A 17,929-nucleotide genomic window follows, 5' to 3' on the forward strand; every position below is an offset into this window, starting at 1 on the left:
TTTGTGATGAGCTTTAATCAACATATTATTGCATTATTTTCTTAAATACGACATAATTATTATAATATTCGCAACCGTTAATTGCAAGGTATGTTTAGATATTTTTATAATCAATGGCAAAGAAGTTTCTAGCTATAGAATTTAGTTCTTGATTAATTTTATATTCCGCCAGCGCAATTAAAAATTCAACAGAAATAAGGTGGAAACAGGTGAATATACCAAACGCTATTATTACCGAGCAATTCATTAAGCATACAGAAGCCATTATGGATTGCACACAAAATGGTATACTTGCCATTGACACAACTAAAACAGTTATAAATTGTAATAATGCTACCGGACAATTGCTAGGAAGAAATCCACAGGATCTTATCGGCAAGCCATTACGAGAAGTTATTGATACATGCAATAGTTCCATATCCCGGGTTATTGAGACTGGCCAACCTGAATTTAGTACACCAATTAATATAAATGGTCGTAGCATAATTGTTCATTACACGCCTTTGTATATGAGAAATAAAATTACAGGAGCTGTGGCTATATTCCAGAATATTTCGGATTCCGATCAAGTAATATCAGAACTTGAATGTTTACGTCATCAATATAATCAACTAGAAACCTTTATTGACTCGTCTTTTGACGGAATTATGATTGCAGATACTCATGGACAGGTTATTAAAGTAAATAAGGCTCATACCCGGCTGACTGGTTTGAATAAGTGCAGTTTTATTGGTAAGTACATCAATGATTTGTTTAACCAAGGTATTTTCAAGTACGAGTCGTTAACTGGTAAATGTCTGCAGGAAGGCCATACTGTAACTGGCCTTCAATATATCAATCCAACTAAAAAGGATTTAATAGTCACAGCTAGTCCAGTATTTAACAGCGACGGCAGTATGGCCGGCGTGATCGCAAATTTACGAGATCTTACTGAGCTGAGTCAGCTTAAAGATAAATGTAAGATGTCACAGGTACGAACTAAACGTGGGCATATTGAATTATCCAATATATTAAAAGAAAAATTACGTCAGGATAAAATTGTTGCTGCCAGCCCGGAAATGATTAAAGTTTTAAACATGTCAGAAAGGGTAGCCCGGACAGACACTACCATATTGCTTACTGGCGAATCTGGAGCAGGGAAAGAAATTGTTGCCAGGATAATTCACCATGCCAGCGAGAGAGCAAAAGGCAACTTTATTCAAATTAATTGTGGTGCCATACCGGAAAATCTCTTAGAGGCTGAGCTTTTTGGTTACGAGGAAGGAGCTTTTACCGGAGCCCGTAGACAGGGTAAAGCCGGTCTTTTTGAACTGGCTAACAACGGCTCTATAATGCTCGATGAAATTGCAGAAATGCCAATAAACCTTCAGGTGAAATTGCTTCGCGTATTGCAGGAGCAGGAAACTTTTCGTGTAGGCGGCACCACCACCATAAAGCTTAATGCCCGGGTAATCGCTGCAACAAATAAAGATTTATGGGACTGTGTAAAGCAGGGAACTTTTCGCGAGGACCTTTTTTACCGTCTCAACGTAGTTCCGATAAATGTACCGCCCCTACGGCAGCGCCAAGACGATATTATTCCCTTAGTGATGAACTATTTAAACTGTTTTCAAGAGAAATATCATGTTAATAAGTGCTTTGATCCTGAGGCTTTATCTCTATTAGAAGCATACCAGTGGCCTGGTAATGTTAGAGAGTTGAAAAATGTTATTGAACGTCTGGTTATATTATGTGAAGGCAATATAATTTCTAGTCAGTTAGTGGCAGAGCATCTTAATCGAAACCAAAAGCTAACGCTGGAACCAGTAGTTGTGAATGGTTTGCTTCCTCTTAAAGATGCTCAGGAAAAACTAGAAAGGGCTCTCCTGCAGTTGGCTTTAGATAAGTTCAAAACCACCAGAAAAGCAGCTCAGGCCCTTGGAATAGCACATTCGAGTGTAGTACGAAAACTAGCCCGGCACGATATGAAACCAGTTCAGCTATGGACCACATATATAGACAGTTGATTTAGCCGAAGTAATAACAAAAATAAGACTGTTGCTGTATTACAGATTTTAAAAAAGCAATAAAAAAAGTACTGGAGGGATTAAAATATGCTACCTCCAGTACTTTTTACTTTCACTTGATTAATGTAATTAGATTTCTGTCTTACAAGATTATAAACTCTTGTTTATTCCTCCACTGTTGGTCCCATTGGAGCTGAAGGAAACGCCAGCGCTTTAGTTAATACAAAGACTCCTTGTAGATACTCTGTAGGGCAAAGCGGGAAACATTCTGTACAGCTCCAACACTCCTTGGCAGCTATTTCAGGAATAAATTGTATTTCACGCGATGGTCCCTTATTAACAAAACAAATAGCGTTTTTCTTTTTAATCTCAGCACAGTATCTTACACATAGACCACATTGAATACAAAATGAAGGTTCTTTTTCAAAACGGTTTTTGTCTGCTCCATATTCTTCTGCATATTCCTGCATCTTCAAACCCCTGGCCACTGGAGCATGAGCCAGCAGTAGCTCCAAAATCATTTTACGAATTTTATCTACCTTTTCCGTCCTGGTTCTGACGATCAAATCCTTTTCCACTGGATAAAGGCAGGCAGCAACGAGATTGGTCCGACCACGCACTTCTACTTCCACTGTGCAAAGGCGGCAAGCACCATAAGGCTCTAATGTCTCGAGGTAGCACAGTGTCGGAATCGATATTCCAGCTTTTTGAGCAGCATCTAAAACGGTCATCCCTTCTTCTGCTGCAACTTCTATTCCGTCAATCTGCATAATAATTTCACTCATATTTCTTTGCTCCCTTTAGGTTATAGTTCTCGCTAGTTCAGCTCTTTGCAGGCATTAGCCGGGCAGCGCTTCTCGTTTATATGAGCCTCAAACTCATCTCTAAAGTATTTCAACATACTAATTAACGGTTTTTGGATACTCCTGCCTAACGAACAAAGAGCCGCTTCGCCAACTACCCCGGATATTTCCTCCAAAAGCTTGATATCTCCCTCTTTTCCTTCACCTTGGGTCATATTGGTAAGAATCTTAAGCATTTGCCTCATGCCTTCACGACATGGTACACATTTGCCGCAAGATTCACCAGCTAAAAAGTCAAGGAATAACCTTGCCATTTCAACCATACATGTATCTTCATCCAGTACCAGCATATCGCCAGCGCCCAACGAAGCACCTAGTTTTGACAGCTCATCAAAATCAAGAGGGGTGTCGATGAGACTTTCGGGAATGGTACCTCCCATTGGTCCTCCAAAATGTATCGCTTTAAGTTTCTTTCCGTTTGGAATTCCACCGCCAAAGTCGAAGACAATTTCTCTGAGTGAAGTACCCATGGGAACCTCTACGACTCCTGAGTTTACTATATTACCTGATAGGGATATAAGTTTTGTTCCTTTGCTCCGCTCGGTCCCGATACTGCTGTACCACTCATACCCATTACTAATTATCTGAGGTACGTTGGCCCAAGTTTCTACGTTGTTCAGGTTACTGGGCCGATCCCAAATACCAGTTACAGAAGTACGGATATATTTTGGTCTTGGTTCAGGTGGCATCCCTTCAATGGACTTCATTAATGCGCTGGATTCACCTGAAACGAAAATCCCTACATCAAGATGTACATCAACATTAAAGCTGAAGCCGGAACCAAGAATATTGTCACCTAAAAACCCGTATTCTTTAGCCTGGGCGAGTGCTAGATCAAGATTCTTCCTTAGCACAGGAGTATCATGACGGGTGTAAATAAAGCCTTGGTGAGAGCCAATGGCATATGCACCGATAATCAAGCCTTCCAGTATTAGATGTGGGTTCCCGGTAAATAAAGCTCTGTCCATAAACGCACCGGGCTCTCCTTCGTGAGCGTTGACAATAACATACTTATCTACTCCCGGTTGAGCATTGCGGGTGGTTTCCCACTTCGAACCAGCAGGGAATCCACCGCCGCCTCGGCCGCGTAAATTGGCTTTCTTTATTTCATCGAGAACACCTTCGGGGCTCATTTCAAAAAGCGCTTTGGATAACGCTGAATAACCACCCACTGCCAAGTAGTCCTCAATACTCTTGGGATTAATCTTCGGGCTATTACCAATTAGCAATCTCGACTGGTTCTTGTAGAAAGGTATTTCAGATTGATGTGCTGCTTTTGTACCGGTGTCGGAATCAGTATAGATTAATCGGTCAATCACTTGCTTACCTAGTATAGTCTGAGATATAATCTCCGGTACATCTTCCGGTGTTACTTCCAAATAACATATTTCCTCAGGATAGATAACAACGATCGGCCCTTTTTCACAAAATCCATGACAGCCGGTTGCTATAAGATCAACTTTTGCATCCAACGACTGTTTTTTGATTTCTTCTTCAAAAGCGCTGAGCACTTCAGCATTGCCTGAACCAAGACAGGCAATTCCCGCACATACGGAAATACAAGGCTTATCAGGATCTTTTTGTGCTAATATTCCTTTCCTGAGTTCTTCCAACTCCGCAGCTGAATTTATTCGTGGCATAACGTTCCCTCACTCATATTTTTTTAACGCTTCTGCTATCTCGGCAGGCGCCGTCTTACCGTGAGTCTTTCCATCGATTTCTACCAGCGGACCTAAAGAACAGCAACCCTGGCAGTTTACGGTTTCCAGGCTGAACTTCATATCGGGGTCCGTTTCGCCGGGTTTAATTCCAGTTATTTTTTGCACCTCTTCGAGAACTTGCTGCGCACCTCGAACCTGACAGGCAGTGCCCGTACATATATTAACTTGATAACGTCCTTTAGGAGTCAAACTAAATGTTTTATAAATGGTAGCTATGCGCAGTACCCGGCTTAAGGGCACCTCTAATTTTTCACTGACCTTTACTAATACTTCTCTCGGAAGCCAATGATTCTCTTCCTGTATCTCCATCATTACTTTGATCAGTGCACCTGGTTGGCCCTGGTGTTCGTTTAAAATCTGCTCAATTTTATCGTTATTCATAGCGACTGTTCTGACCTCCTTCTTTCCCCTAGACCGCCGTCTTCCTTTCACCTTAGACGAGAGCAAAGCGTTTTTGGCTTTCCTCGTATTTGACTAATCCTTGCATTGCTGAATTATTAAGTTGTCTTGAAACTTCAGACGAGGTTATACCTAAATTCACCGCCATTTCACCCGGGGCGAGTGGTTTTTCACGCAGCAGTGAAATAATTTGGTCTAGGGTTAGTTTGTCTCCAATTAATTCATTGAATATTTTTTCAAACTCTTTACTAGCATAGAATTCTTCATATTGTTCTACAGTTTCAAAACGCACTTTCAGTCTCTCATTTTGTACTACTCTAATGTAGGGGATTAATTCTGTAACTGCCTGAAGTTTCAACTTAAGTGCGTCTTGGTTAATTCCCTCAGATTGCCCTAGTAATCCTAAGTTTCTCATCGTTTGGCTGAATTCATTCATAGCTTCGGCAAAACGCAGCCCTTCACCGGCAGATACATGTTCTAATTTTATTCTCTCGGGATTTAGCCCAATGTGTGCAAGTATTTTTTTACTCAACATCACCATATTAAGTGCATCATAATTTCCATGCGTAACATAATGACAGTCTCCAAGGTGACAAGTGCCGACAAACACACCGTCATTTCCATTTGCAAAAGCACGGAAAATAAAGGACATGTCAACACGACCGGAGCACATCATACGGATAAGCCTAATGTAAGTAGCATATTGTTGTCTGGAAACTCCAGACAAATCTGCAGCACCGTATGCTCACCAGTTGCATACGAAACCTAAAATTCTTGGTTTAGAATCAGTTCCTGTAGCCACTCTTATTCCACCTCTTTAGTTAGTAATCTCAGCATCGTTTTTTTTGGGAGCATTTCCTTTGGGGACATACCTCCATGGGAGGTGTGTCCCCTTTCCTTATAACTTCAACATATCAACACTACAGGGCGTCTGCAGTTGCTGCGTCAATTTGGCTATATACCTGTTCAAACGTATAATGTTTCAGTGAAATAGCCCCTGTTGGACACTTGGCGTTACAGAGACCGTCTCCTTTACAGAGCACAGAATTAACCGTGGCTTTCTTGCCATGTGGTGTCTCATGAAATGATATAGCTCCATACGCACAGGCTGCAATACATGCTCCACACGAAATACAAATACTCTCATTGACACTGGCAACAGAACCTGAAGCAACGACTGTATCATTTGATAGAAGTGTTAAAACACGACCGGCAGCGCCATATGCTTGGCTAATCGTTTCAGAGAGAAGCTTGGGATAATGGGCTATCCCACACAAGTAAACACCATCTGCAGCAAAATCTACAGGTCTTAATTTGACGTGGGCTTCCGAGTAGAAACCATCCGGACTCAAAGATACTTTAAATAAAGCGGCTACATCTTTGCTGTCTTCAGCGGGAACAACCGCAGCAGCCAGAACCACTGCATCAGCATCTAGTTCAAGCTTTGTACCTAAAATAGGATCGGTCACAGTAACTTTCAATACGGACTTGCCGTCATCATTTTCACCATCTTCTACTTCAGGTAGATCTTCAGGCTCATAACGGATGAACCGGATATCCTTATCGGCCGCTTCTCGGTAATAATCTTCTTTATAGCCATAGGTTCTAATATCTCTGAACAGAATGTAAATATCCATCTCCGGGTTTATTTCTTTAAGCTTAAGTGCATTTTTGATTGACTCGCTGCAGCATATCCGACTGCAGTAATTTCTATCTTCATTTCTGCAACCTACGCATTGAATCATAACCAAACTCTCGGAGTTAAGCAGCTTTTCATCTTCTTTAGAAATTTGCTCTTCTAACTCCAGATGAGTCATTACACGATCATCTTCACCATATAGATATTCAGTTGGTTTATATACTTCGGCACCGGTAGCGATAACCGTAGCTCCATGTTTAATTTCGCTAACTATACCTTTTGATTCAATTTTGGTAACAAAATTACCTATATAGCCAGACGCATCAATGACTTTTGCATCAGTCTTTACATGGATATAGGGGTTCATATAAATCTTTTGAATTAGCTCGTTCAAATAGCCCTGAACATCGAGTCCTTCTAAGGTATAATGCAATTTCCTAGCTATTCCGCCCAATACTTTTTCCTTTTCTAAGAGGTATACATGGTGTCCCTGCTTGGCAATAGAAAGAGCACTGGTCATACCAGCTACGCCGCCACCAACTACTAACGCTGCCTTGTTGACAGGCAGATCAAATTCCTGCAGTGGCTCTAAATGGGAAACTCGCGCCACCGCCATGCGGATTAAATCCTTAGCCTTTTGGGTCGCCAATTCTTGCTCCTTCGAGTGTACCCAGGAACAATGTTCTCTAATATTGGCAAATTCAAAGTAATATTGATTAATTCCGGCTTCTCTAAGAGTGTCCCTAAATAGCGGCTCGTGTGTTCTGGGGGTACAAGCCGCGACTACCACGCGGTTAAGACCTTTTTCAATGATTGAATTAGTTATATGCTTGGCCGCATCTGTAGAACATATAAAAAGGTTGTCTTCGGAGTGCACTACGTTAGGTAAGGTTAAGGCATAATCAACTGCCGAAGGAACATTTACTATTCTTCCGATATTAGCCCCACAATGGCATACAAAGACTCCAATTCTTGGCTCTTCTTGGGAAACATCTCTTTCCATAGGATATTCTCTTGCTTTGGCCAAGTCACCTCTCCGGAAATTAAGCATTTCACCACACTGGGAGCCTGCCCCGCAAGCAGTCACAACCGACTCGGGAATATCTAAAGGACCCTGGAAGGCTCCACTAATGAATATCCCCGGACGAGTGGTTTCCATTGGATTTACTGGATTTGTTTTGCAGAACCCATGCTCATTAAGCTCAATTCCGAACTTATCGGCCAAGCTCTGAGCATCAGCAGGTGGAGTCAATCCAACAGATAATACTACCATATCAAATTCTTCTTCTTTTACACCTTCATCGTTAGTAGCATATCTTATTGTGACATTCTTGGTTACCGGGTCTTCTCTCATTATTGATGCATAACCTCTAATAAACCGAACACCGGGAAGCTTCTCTGTCCTCTGGTAGAAACGCTCAAAATCTTTACCATAGGAACGAATATCATTATGGAATATCGTACATTCGGCATCTGCATCATGATCTTTAGTCAAAATAACATGCTTCTGGGCATAGGTACAGCAAACTGCAGAGCAATAACTGTTACCGCCGGGGATAACCTGTCTTGAACCGACGCATTGAATCCAAGCTATTTTATGAGGATGCTTTTTGTCTGTAGCACGAAGGATTTCACCTTCGTAAGGCCCGGTGGAACATAATAAACGTTCATAATCCAAACTGGTAACTACATTTTCAAATTCACCGTATCGATATTCTTCGCGCAATTTGGGGTCATAGGGTTCAAAACCCGGCGCTAGAATTATCGAACCTACTTTAACTTCTACTTTTTCAGGTACTTGATTAAAATTAATGGCTCCATTCTTACATACGCCCTGGCACACAGTACATGTCTTGTCCTTCAGGTAGCGACAGCTTTCATCAATATAAGTCACCAGGGGAACTGCTTGAGCAAAATAAATATGAATAGCCTTGTTATTCGATATATCTTGGTTAAACTTATCGGGGTAAGTTACCGGGCAATATTCCACACATGTGGTACAGCCAGTACAGATGGTTTCATCAATATACCTCGGCTTTTTAATTAGCGTAACGGTGAAATCTCCTGCTTCCCCTTCTACTTCTTTGACTTCTGTATAGGTCATGATTTCTATATTGGGATGCCTGTTACATTCAACAAACTTAGGCGATTCAATACACATGGAGCAGTCATTAGTGGGAAAGGTTTTGTCCAACTGGGCCATATGGCCGCCAATGCTTGGTGCTTTGTCTACCAGGTATACTTTAAATCCTGCAGTGGCAAGATCTAGAGCACCCTGAATACCACTAATCCCTCCACCGACAATCATAACATCCCCTAAATCACTGTCTGCACAATTAACAAGCTTTCCCCCAATGCTTTCAATTTCTTTTTCCATATCTATCAATCCTCATCAGTTTTTATTTACCCGTACTATCGGGGGTTGGCCGGGTCAGCCAAACTTAATCTGTTGAACAGCCAAGCCGCTCCGGGTGGGTAACACCGCCAAGCGTTCACCGCGCACCTGTCCAACCATGGCAATGCACGTATCACGGGCAGCCAAAATGGCGTTCTTCGTCAGCCCATGCCGCGAACCATCAACCAGATCAGGACCTAAGGCATACATCTTTGCTGCTTTGCACAGCATCTCGGACGATATGCGACCGATGATCAGCAATAGTTCAACTTTAATGACCTGTTCAACCTCACATCGGCCAGCAACTCCTCCTCACTCACTCGTATGCTCACCACGTAACCAATGTCCATATAGCTTCTAAAACTTAATAATCATATCTGTTAGGTGAACACAGGATGGTAACTAGCGCCCTGAAATTACATGATTTATGAATACCTTTCGCTAGACAGGATTGCTCCTACGCAAATATATCTTTCCCACTTAGATAACTTCCGCGAGAACCTCGGTAAGGTCCTTAATCTCAATGGCGTTATCAAAGTTCATATTTACTCTTGCATCCTCAAAGTTAGTGACACAGTACGGACAGGTGGTAACCAACTCCTGGGCTCCAAGGGCAACGGCTTGTTCTAATCTTAGGTTAACGAATCGATCAGCCATGAGAGTATCCACCCAAATTCTGCCGCCTCCCATGCCGCAGCAGAGACTGTTTACCCGATTTTCCTCAAACTCAACCAGTTCTAGTCCCGGTATATTCTTTAACACGTCACGCGGCTCGTCATAAATGTGATTGTGCCGACCTAGGTAACAGGGATCATGATAGATAATTTTCTTCGCATATTCTTTATTAATCTGAAGCCTGCCTTCTTTAATTAGTTGGCAGATAAACTCGGAGATATGCACTATCTCAAAGTTTACATTAAACTCAGGATATTCGTTCTTAAATGTATGGTAGCAGTGGGGGGAAGATACTACTATTTTCTTTACCCCGTGCTCGATCCAACTTTTAATGTTGGCTTTGGCCAGTTCTTTAAACATTTCTTCGTTACCGGTCTTACGAATGCTTTCTCCGCAGCAGTTCTCCTCTTCGCCCAGGATACCATAATCCACACCTGCCGCATTGAGTACTTTCGCTGTGGCGGCTGCAACCTTCTTTAACCGCGGATCATAGCACAAGTAGCAGCCGGGGAAATATAATGCTTCCATACCTTCTTCGAAGGTTTTCACATTCAAGCCCTTAGCCCAGTCGGCCCGATTGGCTCGCGGTTCGCCAAAGGGGTTACCTTCTGCGCCTAGACCGGCGGTTACTGCACGCACAGGTTTGATATGTTCGGGGAATACGCCGTACCCCGTAGCCATCCTGCGCACGGCCATCATATCTTGGATCTGTTTAACTTCCCTGGGGCATACTTCCTGGCATCTACCGCAGGTGGTGCATCGCCAGATCTCTTCATTTTCAATTTCAGTCAAGCCAAAGGTAGCCTGTCGGATTAGCTTGCGCATACTGAAATTTCTTACCCTGTTCCAGGGGCAGACAGAATCGCATTTGCCACATTGAAAGCAATACTTGACTGGGTCTCCGCCGTACTCTTTTATCTCTAAGATAATATCTTTGATGGGGGTTTCAGTCTGCACGACTTTTTAATCCCTCCTTTCACATTGTGTTTTAGCCTTTCTGTGACAACCTATTAAAGGTATCTGCTATCTTTTGAGCTCCAAATTTGTCTAACAATGCCCTCATTCCTATTTCCATCTCGTCCATCTTCACTTCTTCTTTTTCTTCTTCTTCAACTTCCACTTCCTCGAATGTCAAACAGCCTTGTGGACAAAACTGAACACACATGGGCTCTTTTTCGTCTCCACACAAATCGCATTGGAGAGGAAGACCGGAATCGGGGTCGAAAAACATTTCCCTGGTCGGGCAGATAGTCCCACAGAAGCTGCACTCGCTGTATTGCTTTCCTTTAATAGTATAAACGCGTCTGCCGTCACATCCGGCTTTAGCATAATCAGTGGCACGAATGGGAACATATTCATCATTAAATTGATCCATAACTACGCGAATCCTAGACCTGGCCGGATTCATTGCGCTGTACTTCGGCGTAGCATGATATGCTGAGCAGGCCATCTCACAACCGCGGCAGCCATTGCATTTATCAAGATCAACTCTAATTGTTCTAACTATTTTTTTTACTTTTTCACCCACAATTAGCACCCCCCTGACTTTTGTTCTGCGGCTTTTGCCGCTTCTTGCTCTGGAGTACCTTCGTTAGGATCCAAGATCCCCAACTGAATCAATTCGTCTGCTACATAGTCTAAGCCAACTCTATGCAACTCTTCTTTAGTAGGAATAGCATCCTTAGTCCATCCTCTGAAGCTATAGTAGGCATCAAGCAGCTTTTCTTCAAGCTCAGGGTCTCTTACCGCCCAGTGATCCTTAGGTGGATCATCATCGACTCTTCTCATGCCTAATCTATTATTAATGCATCTGACCAAATCACGGTTCCTGCGGCAGATTTCCCAAAGTCCCTCTTTATCAATATCCATACCTGTCGCAAGATGAATTATTTGTGGCACGTTATTGAAGGAATATGCAACCTGACCGCCAAACTGCCCTCTAAATGATGAGACAAAACCACAAAGCCCGGTTGAGTCATCAACATAATGCATGGCCTCATTCCAGTCCACAAGTGCACAAGTATCTTCAATAGATATCTGATCACGCTTTTCCCAGTTCATGAACATATCTTTAAATTTCTGATATGGGGCTGCGTCCCATCTATCGACAAATTCTTTCCTCTTTACCGGATCCTTAATTGGGTCCTGAGGGAATGAGCCTTCAATCTGGGTAATAGCCATCTTCTCACCGGTGGCTATCATGATGTAATAAGCAGGGTTCAGTTTGCCCAACTTAATAGGTAACTGTTCCATTTTCTTAACGGTATTGTGTTCAAATGATTCAGCTCCGGGAATCATGCGGGACGCCCACCAAGAACCGTTAGCTAGTATGTCGCCAATTCCTTCTCGATGAACAATTTTTTCCAACAAGTACTTAACTCTATCCCCGGGATCAGTCGGGAAGTTAGGGACGTCCTGGTCAGTTAAAATACCGTTATCGTAAAGTTCAATGCCAAGTGATATAGCTTGTGGTGTAGAGTATGAATCTACTCCCCAATCCAAACATTGACCAAGCATTCCATAAGTATAGTCCAGCTCTTTAAAGGCCGCCATATGATAGGTATCTTTGCCGTAGCATTTATAACCAAATCTTTTCGTGCCCGGCCAGGAAATCACGTTAATGCATCCCTTGGGACAGTTGTAGCAGCCTGCTTGTCTGTCCATGTTGTCATATTTCCAGTGAGTCCATCTATCTTGAAGTTCTTCGCTCCAATAATTTTTAATACGCGTACGCGAATAACCCCAAGCAAAGTTATTGTGGTGGAAACTGTCATCCTCATCGACCGCCATCCAGTCACCGCAACCATTGCTGTCATTAATCCATTTCTTCATTCTCAGACATAACTCAAAGAGTTCTTGCGGATGAGCGATATTAACATCCTTTGTCCCGCGAACAGCAATAGCCTTTAACTTTTTATCACCCATGATTGGGCCAGGTCCGCGAGACGCACTGGAATAACCGTGCTCGACACTAGCCGTAAAAACCTTGTTTTCACCGGCCAGTCCAATACAGGCCACCTGGGCGAAGGGTTCATTCAGCTCTTCTCTAATGATACTTGTAGTTTCCCCGGGGCCTTTCCCTGCGAGATGTGAAGCATCGCGTATTTCCACTCTCTCGTTGTGTATATACAAATAAACCAGTTTGGGAGCTCTGCCGCGAATGATTATTCTGTCGTAACCGGCATATTTAAGTTCCGGACCGAAATGTCCACCCATACATGAATGTCCAAATATGCCCGTCATGGGGTTAATAGTGTTCACACTGGTACGGTTACAGCCGACAACAGGTGTGGCATGCAAAAGACCAGCGCCGAAGATCAGTAAATTATCTTCGCTAAAGGGTTTTGTGTCGGGTTTAACCCTATCCCAGATAATCTTAGCGTTAACACCCTGACCCCCTAGGTGAGTCTCCATTAACTTGGGGTCGGTTTCTACCCGCTCAATGTTGCCGGTAGACAAATCAACTTCTAAATTATACCCTGTCTCAGCGTACCTCATTTTTCAACACCTCTACGTATTTTTTTAGCATCTTTCGGGGTATCTGCGCAGCCATAGTCTTGAAGCTGCGCTGCTGTATTCGCAGTACATAAGAACAAAAACAGCCTATCACTTACTGTAGATTTTTTGCCTCCATTGCTTGGTGTAATAATGCTAGTCGTCAACCCCTTCCTTGATTTAAGCCACGCTTATGTCTGTCTGTAATAATTTCTGCCACAAATTATTCCCAATAATTACCATAATAACATGGCGGTTTCAGTAACTATACCTCCTCCTTTTTATTGGTTTTCATTTGCTGGAAAGCATTGTAAATAAATTTACAATTATTTTGTTTTTAGCTTGTTTAACATCGCATTTCTTTCAGAATCTTTAAAAAATCCTTTTAAAAATCTTGTAAAGTATATTAGCAACTTCTATACCTGCAGAAAGATTTTATTGTTAAACAAAAAAGTTTTTTTCTAACCGCGTTATAGCATCTAATCTTCAAGATTTAAAGCAAAAATCCTACATATTTCAACAAAATATATTGTCTAAAAAACAGACATGTTCAAATGGCAGACAACCTCATCAACATAGCTGACAGAGAAGCAAAGGCTTACAAAATTAAACCATGCCACTTGCGGGGCATGGTTTAATTCTATTGTTGAACTTTAAATTTCTATAATTCTATATAGCTTCAATCTTACAAAGTAAGGATTTAAAATCCGGGTAACCGGTAATGGGATCCCTTGTCTCCATATCAGTTAGCATGTTGACATTAGCTGAGGACCAACCGTGAGGCACAGATACTATACCAGGCATTAACCTCGGTTCTTCCTTAACCCGCATTTTGATGCTTCCATTACGCGTGGAAAGACGAATACGCTCCCCATCCTTAACTCCGTAACGACTGGCAGTTGACGGATGCATTTCTGCAAACGGCTCCGGCTCTTGTGCCCTGAGCTGCGGGACATGCCGCATTTGGGTATGGGTGAACGATTGCCGGCGGGCACCGCTTATCAGAATTAACGGGAATTCTTTGGCCAGTTCGGGGGTGCTTACCGGACTCTGGGCCGGCTCATAATATTTCGGCAGCGGGTCATAACCTGCATCTTCCAGGGTCTTGGAGTATATTTCAATTTTGCCACTGGGTGTACCAATCTTTTTATTCTTGTAAGCGTAGTAATCCTGTTCAGCGAAATACATGCCAATTTCGGCTTCTTTCAACTGTTCAGTTATACCGCTTGGTTCTAATAGTGTATCCATCACTTCTTCGTCTGAATTCCAGGGGAATAAATCACCATGGCCTAAACGACGGGCCAACTGGGTCCAAATCCACCAGTCAGGCTTGGACTCACCTAACGGCTCAATTACTTTCCTGTGGTAACTGGCAAAGGGTTCGCCGTGCACTACGCCATAAACGTAGGATAGTGCATCCTTCTCCATGAAGGTGCAGGCAGGCAGGAATAAATTACCCAGCTCAGCAGTTTCAGTCATAAAGAGGTCGATGCTCATCATGAAATCCATTGATTTAAAGGCTTCGATAAACTTATTTGCTTCAGGGAAGGAAACTACCGGGTTAGCTGCCGCCACGATAGCGCCGCGAACCGGATAGGGCTTGCTTTCCAAAGCTGCCTGCGGGAACAGAGTGGCAATACCATAAGGAGATTTTCTGCCCCAGAAAGAATAGAACAACGGGTATTGATCAGCACCGATCGGCACTTCATCCATCGGTAAACGCAGGTCTGTCATGCGCAAATAGGGTATGGTTACCCATGTGCCCGGCTTATCGATATTACCGGTAACAATCTGTAGAATATTCAGCAACCGGGACAGCTGCAGCCCGTTAACGTGCTGATCCAAAGTGTTGATACCCTGTACAATACAAGCCGGCTTGGACTGGGCATAAATACGTGCTACTGATTTAATGTCGGATGCGGACAACCAAGTAATCTCAGCCGCCCATTCCGGTGTATACTGCTGGACATGCTCTTTTAGTTCTTCAAAACCAATGCAGTAGTTTTCTACAAATTCCTTGTCATATAGGCCTTCGTTGATTATCACATTAAGCATGGCTAACCCAAGTGCTCCGTCAGTTCCTGGACGAATTGCCAGATGGAGACCCAACTCGGCTAATTCTGTCCGTTTGGGGTCAATGGTAATCAGATCAAGCACTCTATTTTCTGCTTTTTTCCTGATATCTTCAGCCAGCATTCCTTTGGAGCCGTCAGGGTTATGACCCCAGAGAACAATACAATGTGCTTCAGCAGGATAATCCATGGGATACCGACCAAAGGTCATCTGACGTGCCATGATTCGGGCTCGATAACAGATATTTTCCACTGATAACAGGTTAGGGGTACCATAAGCCGACTTAAACCTCTGGGCAAATCCAGCCACTTCAATGTTTTCTACGCCCATTGAACCGCAGAAAATTGCCAGCGCTTTAGCGCCATACTTGTCTCTAATTTTGGCAAGTTCATCGGCAGCATAATCCAACGCCTCTTCCCAGCTAACCCGCTGCCAGGTATTGCCTACACGGCGCATTGGGTATTTAATGCGATCCGGTGAATACACAAATTCCGGGAGGTACTCGCCACGGGGGCAGATATAACCTTTGCTCACGGGATGTTCAGGTAATCCCTCAACTTTAACCATTTTGCCGTCTTCCAGCGTCACTTTAATGCCACAGTCCCACACACATGACATGCAGTCGCTTATCACGGTCTTGCGTTCTACCAAAATACTCACTCCTTAACACAATTCATATATCAGCTATTTTATACACCAATATAGCTGTTACTAAAATTTTAAATAGCAACTTCTATACCAGCCGATAAAATTATAACATTCAAATATTAGGCTTATTTTTCAAGGGTATTTTATGTTGCATATTAACAACATCTGATTTTTTTTTAGCGAATACTGTCGGAAAAACATACATGTTCATTTGACCGACAGTTAACAACTGTACAACTTTACTCATAAAAAAACCATGCCGAATTGTGGAGGCACGGTTTTATTTCTTTGCAAGCAGTTGGCTTTACCCTTACCCTTACTGTATATTGTAAATTCACAACTTCTCCTCGTCATCGGGGTGACAGATAAAATATTCCCTCTCCAATAGATCGTGAAACTGTTCTGGTATAGCAACGACCTGTCTTAGGGATACCCCTTCAGGCTGGCCTAGTTCAATAACAAGTTCATATTGTCCGCTGCGTTTTTTACGAGGATGCCAGTTATTCAGTGTCACTCCTTCTCGAGATACATATGCGCTTAAAATTTCATCACACCAAGTAAAAAAGGTGGCTTGTTCATCGTTCAGGTATTCCATTCTTCTACGCCTATCCCTCCTCACAGTAGTAAGTATATTAACACTGGTGTTAATCTGAATTATTATACTACAAATTAACCTTGCAGGGTACAAGCTATTTTATGTAATAGCACCATAAAAAATAGAGGCAGGTATAAAATGCCAAATTATCGTTGACATTCTATACTGCCTCAAACTGATAAACAACATACCTTAATTACTTTCTTATGTTAATCGACAACAACACTATGCCTCTTTTTTCTTTCTAATAACCGTCCTTTCTCCTTCAGGCAGAGGAGGCGGAACTGGTTCACCAACCAACCGCGTCGCCGCCGCAAATCTAGGCGGGCAAACTGAATAGCAAGTTCCACATTTAATACATTTATCCTGTTCGACTATATGGACTTCGCCTTTGGCACTAATAATCGCATCGGCAGGACATCTCCGCGCGCAAGTCATACAGGCCTGGCACTTCGTCGGGTCAATCCAATACGAGGCTACGTTAGTTAGCATGTCGGCTACTTCTTCCAGGGTGAAATGCGCCGCGCACTCTTCCGGGGTCGTCAGGCGTGCCCTGAGTTTCTCCCGTTTCTCCACCTTAATATAGGGAACCAGCTTCATCACTTCGGCAAGCCGGGCTTTCATTTCTACTCGGCTTACTTCGCCTTCAGCTTGACCCAGCGGTCCTAACTCTTTAATTTGCTTAACAAACTCATTGGTACTTTCAGCAAACAGGTTCCCTTCAGCGCCTGAAACATGTTGCAGTCTTAACCTGCCGGGATTTATACCAACGTGTTCCATTATTCTTTTAACCAGCAGCACCATATTTTGTGCCTGGTAATTGCCATGCGTTATATAATTGCATTCATTTAAGTGGCAAGCGCCAATAAACACTCCGTCTAATCCGTTTGAGAAGGACCTGAGCACAAAGCTCATGTCAACTCTACCGGAACACATGACACGAATCAGCCGCATTTCAGTTGTGTATTGTAGTCTGGAAACTCCAGCCAGATCAGCAGCTCCGTATGCTCACCAGTGGCATACAAAACCAAGTATTCTTGGCTTAAATTTTCTTGCTGCACTCATCCATTCTCCCCTCCTTTGTTAGCAGTCTTATTGGACGCTATACTTCGTCAGCAGCCGCATCTATTTCTTTTAGGATATCTGCTTCATGAATCACTACGTCAATTTCGCTGTTAATCTCTTGATCGGTGAAGTGTTTTAATGAAATGGCCCCTGGCGGACATTTGGTATTACAGAGGCCACATCCTTTACACAGTACCGGGTTAACTTCAACCCTTTTGGCCTTATTTAACACCAGGGCGCCATATGTGCAGACTTCAACGCAGGCCCCACAGCCCATGCATTTCTTCTCATCTACCACGCATACAGAGCCGGACGCAACAACTGTATCACGGGAGAGGAGTGTTAAGACACGACC

14 protein-coding genes are annotated in these 17,929 nt (G+C 43.0%); 1 reads left to right on the forward strand and 13 read right to left on the reverse strand.

Going from position 1 to position 17,929, the window contains the following annotated elements:
- The first annotated feature begins 209 nt into the window (after positions 1–209).
- Positions 210–2,006 (forward strand): sigma 54-interacting transcriptional regulator, encoded by a 1,797-nt coding sequence (locus SPSYN_RS09450; protein ID WP_243152983.1) that lies wholly within the window; start codon positions 210–212, stop codon positions 2,004–2,006.
- A 164-nt stretch (positions 2,007–2,170) separates the two neighbouring features.
- On the opposite strand, the gene SPSYN_RS09455 is transcribed toward SPSYN_RS09450, so the two are convergent.
- The 13 genes from SPSYN_RS09455 to SPSYN_RS09515 form a co-directional block, all read right to left on the reverse strand.
- Positions 2,171–2,791, reverse strand: coding sequence for a 2Fe-2S iron-sulfur cluster-binding protein (locus SPSYN_RS09455; protein ID WP_161822187.1), 621 nt, complete (start codon positions 2,789–2,791; stop codon positions 2,171–2,173).
- A 32-nt stretch (positions 2,792–2,823) separates the two neighbouring features.
- Positions 2,824–4,509, reverse strand: a complete 1,686-nt coding sequence (locus SPSYN_RS09460; RefSeq protein ID WP_161822188.1) for a (2Fe-2S) ferredoxin domain-containing protein — start codon at positions 4,507–4,509, stop codon at positions 2,824–2,826.
- Between the two features lie 9 nt (positions 4,510–4,518).
- Positions 4,519–4,971, reverse strand: a complete 453-nt coding sequence (locus tag SPSYN_RS09465) for an NADH-quinone oxidoreductase subunit NuoE family protein (RefSeq protein ID WP_161822189.1) — start codon at positions 4,969–4,971, stop codon at positions 4,519–4,521.
- 52 nt (positions 4,972–5,023) lie between these two features.
- Positions 5,024–5,716: a hydrogenase iron-sulfur subunit gene (locus tag SPSYN_RS09470; protein ID WP_161822190.1), complete on the reverse strand. Its 693-nt coding sequence runs from the start codon at positions 5,714–5,716 to the stop codon at positions 5,024–5,026.
- 193 nt (positions 5,717–5,909) lie between these two features.
- Complete coding sequence (locus tag SPSYN_RS09475; RefSeq protein WP_161822191.1) at positions 5,910–9,005, reverse strand: CoB--CoM heterodisulfide reductase iron-sulfur subunit A family protein; 3,096 nt, start codon at positions 9,003–9,005, stop codon at positions 5,910–5,912.
- A 54-nt stretch (positions 9,006–9,059) separates the two neighbouring features.
- Positions 9,060–9,284, reverse strand: a complete 225-nt coding sequence (locus SPSYN_RS09480) for a formate dehydrogenase accessory sulfurtransferase FdhD (RefSeq protein ID WP_243152984.1) — start codon at positions 9,282–9,284, stop codon at positions 9,060–9,062.
- A gap of 219 nt (positions 9,285–9,503) precedes the next feature.
- Complete coding sequence (locus SPSYN_RS09485) at positions 9,504–10,655, reverse strand: (Fe-S)-binding protein (RefSeq protein ID WP_161822192.1); 1,152 nt, start codon at positions 10,653–10,655, stop codon at positions 9,504–9,506.
- A 31-nt stretch (positions 10,656–10,686) separates the two neighbouring features.
- Positions 10,687–11,235, reverse strand: coding sequence for a 4Fe-4S dicluster domain-containing protein (locus SPSYN_RS09490; RefSeq protein WP_341478869.1), 549 nt, complete (start codon positions 11,233–11,235; stop codon positions 10,687–10,689).
- Positions 11,229–13,196, reverse strand: a complete 1,968-nt coding sequence (locus SPSYN_RS09495) for an aldehyde ferredoxin oxidoreductase N-terminal domain-containing protein (RefSeq protein WP_161822193.1) — start codon at positions 13,194–13,196, stop codon at positions 11,229–11,231. Before SPSYN_RS09495 ends, SPSYN_RS09490 begins: the two co-directional genes overlap by 7 nt.
- A 666-nt stretch (positions 13,197–13,862) precedes the next feature.
- The gene (locus tag SPSYN_RS09500) at positions 13,863–15,926 is read right to left on the reverse strand and encodes a molybdopterin-containing oxidoreductase family protein (RefSeq protein WP_243152985.1); all 2,064 of its coding nucleotides are present in this window, start codon (positions 15,924–15,926) and stop codon (positions 13,863–13,865) included.
- Positions 15,927–16,248: 322 nt separating this feature from the next.
- Positions 16,249–16,509, reverse strand: a complete 261-nt coding sequence (locus SPSYN_RS09505; protein ID WP_161822194.1) for a hypothetical protein — start codon at positions 16,507–16,509, stop codon at positions 16,249–16,251.
- Positions 16,510–16,734: 225 nt separating this feature from the next.
- Positions 16,735–17,574, reverse strand: a complete 840-nt coding sequence (locus tag SPSYN_RS09510; protein ID WP_161822195.1) for a hydrogenase iron-sulfur subunit — start codon at positions 17,572–17,574, stop codon at positions 16,735–16,737.
- A gap of 37 nt (positions 17,575–17,611) precedes the next feature.
- A partial coding sequence (locus SPSYN_RS09515; RefSeq protein ID WP_161822196.1) for a 4Fe-4S dicluster domain-containing protein occupies positions 17,612–17,929 on the reverse strand: 318 nt, incomplete at its 5' end.

The organism is Sporotomaculum syntrophicum (assembly GCF_009932395.1).
Lineage (GTDB): Bacteria > Bacillota > Desulfotomaculia > Desulfotomaculales > Desulfallaceae > Sporotomaculum > Sporotomaculum syntrophicum.

What these genes read in the sequence shown, in the direction of transcription:
- SPSYN_RS09455 (WP_161822187.1), bottom strand. Translation starts at nt 2,791, where the DNA reads ATGAGTGAAATTATTATGCAGATTGACGGAATAGAAGTTGCAGCAGAA.
- SPSYN_RS09505 (WP_161822194.1), bottom strand. Translation starts at nt 16,509, where the DNA reads ATGGAATACCTGAACGATGAACAAGCCACCTTTTTTACTTGGTGTGAT.
- SPSYN_RS09465 (WP_161822189.1), bottom strand. Translation starts at nt 4,971, where the DNA reads ATGAATAACGATAAAATTGAGCAGATTTTAAACGAACACCAGGGCCAA.
- SPSYN_RS09475 (WP_161822191.1), bottom strand. Translation starts at nt 9,005, where the DNA reads ATGGAAAAAGAAATTGAAAGCATTGGGGGAAAGCTTGTTAATTGTGCA.
- SPSYN_RS09495 (WP_161822193.1), bottom strand. Translation starts at nt 13,196, where the DNA reads ATGAGGTACGCTGAGACAGGGTATAATTTAGAAGTTGATTTGTCTACC.
- SPSYN_RS09460 (WP_161822188.1), bottom strand. Translation starts at nt 4,509, where the DNA reads ATGCCACGAATAAATTCAGCTGCGGAGTTGGAAGAACTCAGGAAAGGA.